Annotated in this window: 9 protein-coding genes and 1 pseudogene; 6 read left to right on the top strand and 4 right to left on the bottom strand. The window is 63.0% G+C overall.

Going from position 1 to position 7,103, the window contains the following annotated elements:
• Positions 1-778 (bottom strand): MBL fold metallo-hydrolase (locus tag AUR66_RS16125; RefSeq protein ID WP_058573256.1); only part of this gene is annotated, 778 nt, incomplete at its 3' end.
• A gap of 24 nt (positions 779-802) precedes the next feature.
• Between AUR66_RS16125 and AUR66_RS23185 the strand changes: the two are divergent.
• Positions 803-1,027 (top strand): annotated as a pseudogene (locus AUR66_RS23185) (DnaJ domain-containing protein); the annotation flags it as partial.
• Positions 1,028-1,104: 77 nt separating this feature from the next.
• Here AUR66_RS23185 and AUR66_RS23180 read toward each other — a convergent pair.
• The gene (locus tag AUR66_RS23180; RefSeq protein ID WP_331457012.1) at positions 1,105-1,629 is read right to left on the bottom strand and encodes a hypothetical protein; all 525 of its coding nucleotides are present in this window, start codon (positions 1,627-1,629) and stop codon (positions 1,105-1,107) included.
• Positions 1,630-1,699: 70 nt separating this feature from the next.
• Here AUR66_RS23180 and AUR66_RS23175 point away from each other — a divergent pair, with 70 nt between their 5' ends.
• From AUR66_RS23175 to AUR66_RS16110, 3 genes are all read left to right on the top strand, one after another.
• Positions 1,700-2,086, top strand: a complete 387-nt coding sequence (locus AUR66_RS23175; protein ID WP_331457011.1) for a molecular chaperone DnaJ — start codon at positions 1,700-1,702, stop codon at positions 2,084-2,086.
• A gap of 69 nt (positions 2,087-2,155) precedes the next feature.
• Positions 2,156-2,851 carry an MBL fold metallo-hydrolase gene (locus AUR66_RS16115; protein ID WP_058573255.1) on the top strand — a complete coding sequence of 232 codons (696 nt, stop codon included), beginning with the start codon at positions 2,156-2,158 and terminating at the stop codon, positions 2,849-2,851.
• A gap of 49 nt (positions 2,852-2,900) precedes the next feature.
• Complete coding sequence (locus AUR66_RS16110; protein ID WP_058573254.1) at positions 2,901-3,707, top strand: DUF4097 family beta strand repeat-containing protein; 807 nt, start codon at positions 2,901-2,903, stop codon at positions 3,705-3,707.
• Between the two features lie 349 nt (positions 3,708-4,056).
• Here the strand turns inward: AUR66_RS16110 and AUR66_RS16105 are convergent, their stop codons facing one another.
• Together AUR66_RS16105 and AUR66_RS16100 are read right to left on the bottom strand one after the other, a co-directional pair.
• Entirely contained in the window at positions 4,057-4,683 is a 627-nt protein-coding gene (locus tag AUR66_RS16105; RefSeq protein WP_197409830.1) for a uracil-DNA glycosylase family protein, read from the bottom strand.
• Positions 4,684-4,770: 87 nt separating this feature from the next.
• On the bottom strand, positions 4,771-5,244 hold the full coding sequence (locus AUR66_RS16100; protein WP_058573252.1) for a DUF5793 family protein: 474 nt from the start codon (positions 5,242-5,244) through the stop codon (positions 4,771-4,773).
• 144 nt (positions 5,245-5,388) lie between these two features.
• On the opposite strand from AUR66_RS16100, the gene AUR66_RS16095 reads away from it, so the two are divergent.
• Both AUR66_RS16095 and AUR66_RS16090 read left to right on the top strand, forming a co-directional pair.
• The gene (locus tag AUR66_RS16095; protein WP_058573251.1) at positions 5,389-5,886 is read left to right on the top strand and encodes a DUF7549 family protein; all 498 of its coding nucleotides are present in this window, start codon (positions 5,389-5,391) and stop codon (positions 5,884-5,886) included.
• 67 nt (positions 5,887-5,953) lie between these two features.
• The coding region (locus tag AUR66_RS16090; protein WP_058573250.1) for a type II/IV secretion system ATPase subunit at positions 5,954-7,103 on the top strand (1,150 nt) is incomplete at its 3' end.

Here is a 7,103-nt window from a genome sequence, read left to right as displayed (position 1 = left end):
GTTCGTCGAGGACAGAGAGGACGCGTTCGGTCCGTTCGCGGTGGTGTTCGGCGATGACGCGCGCCCGACCCGCGGGGTCGTCGATGGCGTCGCGGTGTCCCGGCCACGCGCGTGCGAAGTCGAGGTCAGCGACTTGTGCGAGACTGTCGAGGTACGTTTCGAGCGGTCGGTCCACGCGGAGGTCCGCGCCGCCGACGTTCGGCGTGTACTTCGGGAGAATCACGTCGCCGACGAACGCCTCGCGTCCCTCGTCCCCGTCGAAGGCGAAGGCGCTCAGACCCGCGGCGTGGCCGGGGAGATGGACCACTTCGAGTTCGCCGTCGCCGGCGGCGATTCGGTCGCCGTCTTCGACGGGCGTCACGTCCACCGAGTTCCCGTACATGTCGTCGTGGCCGTCGAGGAACGAGGTCACTTCCTCGCGTGGCCCCTCCGGAATCCGCCACTCGTCGAACCGTCGTTCGCGGATGTCGCGCTCTTCAGCGATGGCGTCGTCGTCGCGAGCGACGATTCCGGCGTCGGCTTCGTGGACGTACACCTCTGCGCCACTCTCTGCTTGGAGTTCACCTGCAAGCCCGGTGTGGTCGGCGTGCCAGTGGGTGAGGACGAGTGCGTCGAGGTCCGACACCTCGTAGCCGACGGCGGCGAGGCCGTCACGAACGTCCTGCCGGACCGAATCTGTCGCGACGCCCACGTCGACGAGCGTCGGTCGGTCACCCGGAATGAGATAGGCGTTGTTCCGTCCTTCGAAGACGGTGTTTCCCAGCCGAATTCGTTCCATGCGAGCATCTGGCCGCCGAGGTTCATGATTATTCCGAAGGAACTCGGCGACACCGCCGCCCTCCGACTCGCCCGGTACATTCAAAAGCCATCCTCACATCGGTTCGCACGTCGAATGCCGGTGGACTTCTACGAACTCCTCGGGGTCGAACGCGACGCCGAGAAGACCGAAATCAAACAAGCCTTCCGTCAGATGGCACGGGAGTATCACCCCGACGTCAACGACGACGACCGAGCGACGGCCCAATTCACCGTCGTCAGGAAGGCCTACGAAGTCCTCACCGACGAGACCGAACGAGCGGACTACGACCGGATGGGTCACGGGACCTACGTCGAAAAGCGACTCGACGGCCTGACCAAGTTCAAGTTCCCCGGACAGGCCGGCAACGGAAGTACGTCGACGAGTTCGTCGTCTTCCTCGTCGCGGTCTACGTCGTCTTCCTCGTCGCGGTCCACGTCGTCTTCGTCACGCTCCTCTCGGTCGTCTTCTGCTCGGTCGTCGTCTTCGCGTTCGTCTACATCGCGCTCGTCGTCTTCCCGGTCGTCGGGGCGAACGTCTTCGGGGCGAACGTCGTCCTCGAACCGGTCGTCGTCCAGAACCTCGACGGGGTCGTCGAGCAGGGCGAGTACGTCTTCGCGGACGCGTTCGTCTCGAGGGTCTTCCAGTCGGTCGTCGACGTCGTCCTCGAACCGGTCGTCGTCGCGGAGCAGTCGAACTCGTTCGACGAGTAACTCCGCTCGAACTGGAGGGTCGAGAACGTCGAATCGATTCGAACGCGAGCGCGGGCAATCGGCGTCGTCGACGACAGACGAAGAGAGTGGGACGAACCCGCTGTGGTACGGATGGGGCATCTCGCTCGTCGCCTTACTCGCGTACCTCGGTGGTCTCGGTTGGTACCTCGCCACCGATGGTTATGCCTTCGTGACCGCACTCGTATCGATAGACACCACCGCGCCAGTCCCGACGTTACTCGCGGCGTCACCCCTGTCGGTGCCGAGTCTAGCCGCCCTGCAAGCGGCGGCTTCGTCCTCTCTCTCGACGTTGCTCTTACCGAGTGCTGGCCTCGTGCCCGGGGTCGCACTCCTTCTTGCTGTCTCGCTCCTCGCCGTCATCGCGCGATTCGGTCACTCGTGGACGACGTGGCTCTACGCGCTGGCGGCGGCAGTACCCGTGGCCATCCTCGCCGCGGGGGCAGTCGGCGTCGCCCGTCCACTCCTCGTCGATATCGTCGGACTCGTCGTCTGCCCGCTGGTCGGTGCCGGTGGGTTCGTCTTCGACGCCGGTCGGTATCTCTTCGCCACCCGGTGACCACGCCACCGCGGCGAGTCGTCTCGCGAGGGACTCACGATTTTTGTCACTGGCGGCTTACGTGTCAGTATGAATACTGCCGGTGGCCGAGTCAGGCGATTCCGTCTCGGTGGAGCGAACGCGTACCTCGTCGTCGACAGTGCCAGCAGTCGCGAGGACGGGTCCGAGGTGGTCCTCGTCGATGCCGGGATGCCGTGGGACCGGCGTCGTCTCTTGCGGGGCCTCGCCGACGCCGGACTCGACGCTGGCGACGTCGACCGCGTCCTCCTGACGCACTACGACCTCGACCACGTCGGCACACTCGCGACACTCGGCCTTCGAGACGACGTGCCGATTCACGTCGCCGAGCCGGATGCGTCGTACCTGACAGGCCAGTCGAAACCGTCTCTCCGGTCGCACAAGGGCGCTTTCCAACGACTCAGTTCGTCACTCGTCGACCGGCCGACGAATCCCATCGAAGTTGTCGAAGACGGTGACGAAATCGGCGGGTTCGTCGCCTACCGGACGCCGGGGCACACACCGGGCCACACCGCGTTCGTCCACAGGCGACTCGGCGTCGCCTTCGTCGGTGACATGGTTCGTGCATCTGGCGCGAGACTCGCCCCGATGCCGTGGGTGGTCGCCGACGACGCCGCCGAGAACCGTCGAAGTATCCGAGCGTTCGCCGCACGGTGCCCGCCGGTCGACGTGGTTGCGATGGGACACGGCGACCCCATACTGGAGTACGGGTACGGGGCGCTGAAGCGACTCGCCGACCGCGTGTGAACACCCCACTCAGCTAACATTTTTGGGCGAGCTATCCGTCTGTACGGGTATGAAAACGCCCTCCAGGCGGTCGGTTCTCAAACACGGCGGCGTGCTCGGACTCGCTGCGCTCGCAGGATGCACTGCCCCCAGCATCGAGACACGAGAAGAAGAGACGCGGGTGGTCTCTCCGAGTGGGTACGATTCGTTGGAGATTCGGAACGTCAACGGGAGCGTCAGCGTCCAACCGTGGGACGGAGACGAGGTAGAGGTTCGCATCGTCAGACGTGGCTTTTTCACCGAAGACGTCGATTCGGCGGAGATAGACATCGGCGGCGACGGGTCCCTCGAAATCACACGTGTCGTCCGCGACGAAGACTCCGGACGTGTCGTCGTGAATCTCGAGGTTCGCGTCCCGTCTGAGTTCCCGGTGACACACACGTCGTCGTCGAACGGGTCCATCGACGTGCAGGGGACGACGGGTGACCTCGAAGCGCGGACGAGCAACGGGAGCATCACCGTTCGGCGACTCGATGGCTTCGCCGAGTTGACGACTAGCAACGGGAGTATCACCGCCTTCGACGTGGGGGGACTCGACGGCGTCCGAACGACGAACGGGTCTCTCGAAGTCGACGTGCGCGCGATTCGTGACGACACGAGCATCGAAACGTCCAACGGGTCCATCGAGGCAGCCCTCGCGGGTGACCTGGACGCCGAAGTCGTCGCCCAGACGGCAACCGGGTCTATCGACACGAGTGGACTCTCACTCTCCGGTGCCAACGTCTCACGAACCCGAGTCACTGGGACGCTCGGCGACGGGGGGCCGACGCTCACCGTATCGACGAGCAACGGGAGTATCGAGCTATCGCTCTTGTAGGAGTAGAGAGCGGGGACCGCGGCCGAGCGCAGGTCCCCGGACTGACCAAGCCACTGCGAGGAGCACCAATCTCACAGTTGCCTGACGCGCCCGGCGGAAATGAATCGAACCACGCGCGTCAACACCACGTATGGTGCTTGTTGTAAAAAGTCCTTTGTTCTCGCCAATTAGGGCCGTGCCATACAGAACCATTGGGTAAATATGCTCTTATGTGAGTCATTTGGCCACAATAAGTGAACAAGTGGTAACCTTAATGATTCTTACTGGACGAACGAACGGCAAAATCGTGAAGAATTCTGAAATTCGAACGGCAACGGTAGAATAGTCGAGAGAAGGCGAGAGAGGGCGATTATCTGACGAGATACGGGTCGTCCCCGGGAATGAATCGGCCGAGGTCGGATTCTCGGCGGAAGTCCGTCGACTGGAGCGTCATCAGGCCAGCGACGAGTTCGTCGTGGTCGTCGTCGTCCCACTCGAGAGGGTCTTTGATGGGGACGACGAGGAAGCCACTGCCACGAATCTCCTGCCCGTGGAGTTCCTCCATGTCGACGTCCGTCTTCCACCCGACAGATGTGTAGTTGTTCAGGACGTGGTCAGTCGCGACTGCGCCCACGGGGAGCAGGACGTGGGCGGCGATTGCGCGAAGTTCTGCGTCGAAGAAGCGTTCCATGTCGGTGTAGTCTGCGGCCGTCGGTGTCCCGTCCGGGACACACATGTGCAGATACGACACGAACGTCTCGTTCACGGTCGGTTCGTCGCCCGTCGTCTCCAAGAGGCCTGCATCGACGAGTGCTGCCTGGAGTCGCTTGCCTGCTTCGTTGGTAAAGGGGACGCCGGTTTCGACCCCACCGTGGACACCAGGGTGGTCGCCGATGACGTGAAAATCAGCGTTGGCGTCGCCGTATCCGGGGACGAACCGGTCACACGACGGTCGCATGCCGAACGGGTTGCTCGTGCGGTCGGTTACGTTCCTCACGATATCTCCTGAGGCGTCGTCAGATAAAGAAGACGTGGTTCGTCCCGAAATCGTACACGAACGTGTGTGAGCATTCCGCTCGCCGGTTCAGAGTTCGACGCCAGACGGGATGAGACTCCGGCCACGGAGCAGACTGCCGTCTACGTCGTAGACGAGGAACATCGACTTCTCGAACGTAGCGAAGTGCTCGCCTTCGATGGCCACGTCGACACGATAGTGGCCGTCCTTGTCGTCCGAATTCCGGCCGTACTCCCGCGCCGCGCCGATGAAGTAAAGCACGTCCTCCGCGTCGGCGTTGAGTTCGAGGACGTAGTCACCAGTCAGGCGGTCGGTCACGCTGACGACACCTCGTGTGTCCGTCTCGTTGATTGGACCCTGGAGGCGCAACGATACGTCTAAGTCCCCCGACGCGAGGACGTCGCCGCCGGGTGCGGAGAATCGCTCCCGGAGTTCCTCGGGTGGGCCGTAAAAGTCGATAGAGACCGTCGGTTGGCGAGGAGGTTCGCCCCCCTCGTACCAATCGACATCGCGAACGTCGAGTTCGAAGTAATCACGCCGCATTCCGTACGTCGTAGTATTATTGCGCGACCTATTAACGTGACGCCCACTTTCTCACACGTGTCAGACGCATCATCGCGTCGGCGCCCCGACTCGGTGGTCGGACAGGTCGGTAGTTTTTACCCGACGCACCGTGGCGATTCTCGCATGGTCTGGGTCCGGTCTGAACACGCAGGCGCACTGGCAGTCGTTTCGACGTGGCTCTGCGCACTTCTCCCGTGGAACGTCACGTACTCGTCGAGCATCGCCGGCGTCAGTCTCTTGTTCGTCAGGTTCCCCTTCCTCGAAATTCAGTACGCGTGGGGGCTCTCCCAACGCGTCGCCGTCCGTAGCCCGTTGTCTGCGCTGTCACTCCAGTCCGGGCAGACGGTCGAAGTCGCCTATCAGGTGTGGGTCGTCGGCGCGGCGGCGTTGGCGCTCGCCCTCTTCTTTTCGTTCGCGTACTACCTCCGCGAAGCACGCGTCGAGGCGGGGCCAATCGACCCTGTTCGACTCCTCGGCGGCCTCCTCGGAGTCGTCGGTCTCTCGCTCGGTGCGTCGTCGTATCTACTCGCCACGCGCGGGATTCCGGGCATCCCGCTCCCTGTCGGCGTCGTCATCGCACTCGTCTTCGCCGGCGTCCTGTTGACTGTCGAACGTTCCTGAGTGTCGGGCGCGCGGACCATTTAAGTAGTGACCTCTCATACCACCTGACCAACCGAACCGGGTGACGATGCCACGAGATAGTACGAGAGACACGAGACCGACAATCGACGCTGCGGGCGACAGAGGAGTCTTCCGACTCCTCCGCGACGGCGACTTCGACGTCGCCGCCGACGAGACGAGACGAATCTTGCGGCGAACCGCAGAGATGCTCCGTGGGTCGAACCTGAACGTCCGTCCGCTCACCCCAGAGGACACGCCACTCGGGACGTACGACATTCCCGAGGGGCACGAAGAACGCGAGCGGTACTGGGTGAACGCGCCGTTCGCGTACGTCGTCGTCACCTTCGATACGAACGCGACTGCACACCACTACCACGTCGTCGAGCCTGACCTCGACGAGTTCGAGGCGTCGCTCCTCGAGCGCGTCCGCACCGACATCCGCGACCCGTTGTTGTACAATCGCGACATCGACCCGACGCGCGAGGATGCCCTCACGAACGAACTCGCGTCACTCCTCGAACAGTACGGTCTCGAACTGGGAATGGACTCGTTCCACACTCTGCTGTACTACCTCCGACGTGACTTCCACGGGTACGGACCGCTCGACCCGTTGATGCACGACCCGCACATCGAGGACATCTCCTGTGACGGGTACAACCTCCCGCTGTTCGTCTATCACGACGAGTACACCGACATCGTGACGAACATCTCCTTCGAGAGCGAGGAACTCGACAACTACGTCATCCGCCTCGCACAGCGGTCCGGCCAGCACATCAGCGTCGGTGACCCCGTCCTCGGAACGACGCTCCCCAACGGTGCGCGCGCCGAGTTGGCACTCGGTGAAGAGGTGACGCCACGCGGGTCGGCCTTCACCGTCCGGATGTACGCCGAAGAGCCATTCACGCCAATCGACCTCGTGGAGTACGGGACGTTCTCTATCGAAGAGATGGCGTACCTGTGGCTCTGTATCGAACACAACAAGAGCCTCATCTTCGCCGGCGGGACGGCCTCCGGGAAGACCACCTCGATGAACGCCGTCTCGATGTTCGTCCCGCCGCGGTCGAAAGTGCTCTCGATAGAGGACACTCGCGAACTCGCGCTGTACCACGACAACTGGCTGTCGTCTGTCACCCGTGAACGCCTCCACGAAGGTACGGACATCACGATGTACGACCTCTTGCGGTCTGCGCTTCGCCACCGTCCGGAGTACATCATCG

The organism is Haloferax profundi (assembly GCF_001469865.1).
Classification (GTDB): domain Archaea; phylum Halobacteriota; class Halobacteria; order Halobacteriales; family Haloferacaceae; genus Haloferax; species Haloferax profundi.
The sequence above is the reverse complement of the archived record's forward strand: the minus strand, read 5'-3'. Positions and strand labels throughout refer to the sequence as shown.

Coding starts and splice junctions, on each gene's coding strand:
- AUR66_RS16110 (WP_058573254.1), top strand. CDS start 2,901: ATGAAAACGCCCTCCAGGCGGTCGGTTCTCAAACACGGCGGCGTGCTC.
- AUR66_RS16115 (WP_058573255.1), top strand. CDS start 2,156: ATGAATACTGCCGGTGGCCGAGTCAGGCGATTCCGTCTCGGTGGAGCG.
- AUR66_RS16100 (WP_058573252.1), bottom strand. CDS start 5,244: ATGCGGCGTGATTACTTCGAACTCGACGTTCGCGATGTCGATTGGTAC.
- AUR66_RS23180 (WP_331457012.1), bottom strand. CDS start 1,629: ATGCCCCATCCGTACCACAGCGGGTTCGTCCCACTCTCTTCGTCTGTC.
- AUR66_RS16095 (WP_058573251.1), top strand. CDS start 5,389: ATGGTCTGGGTCCGGTCTGAACACGCAGGCGCACTGGCAGTCGTTTCG.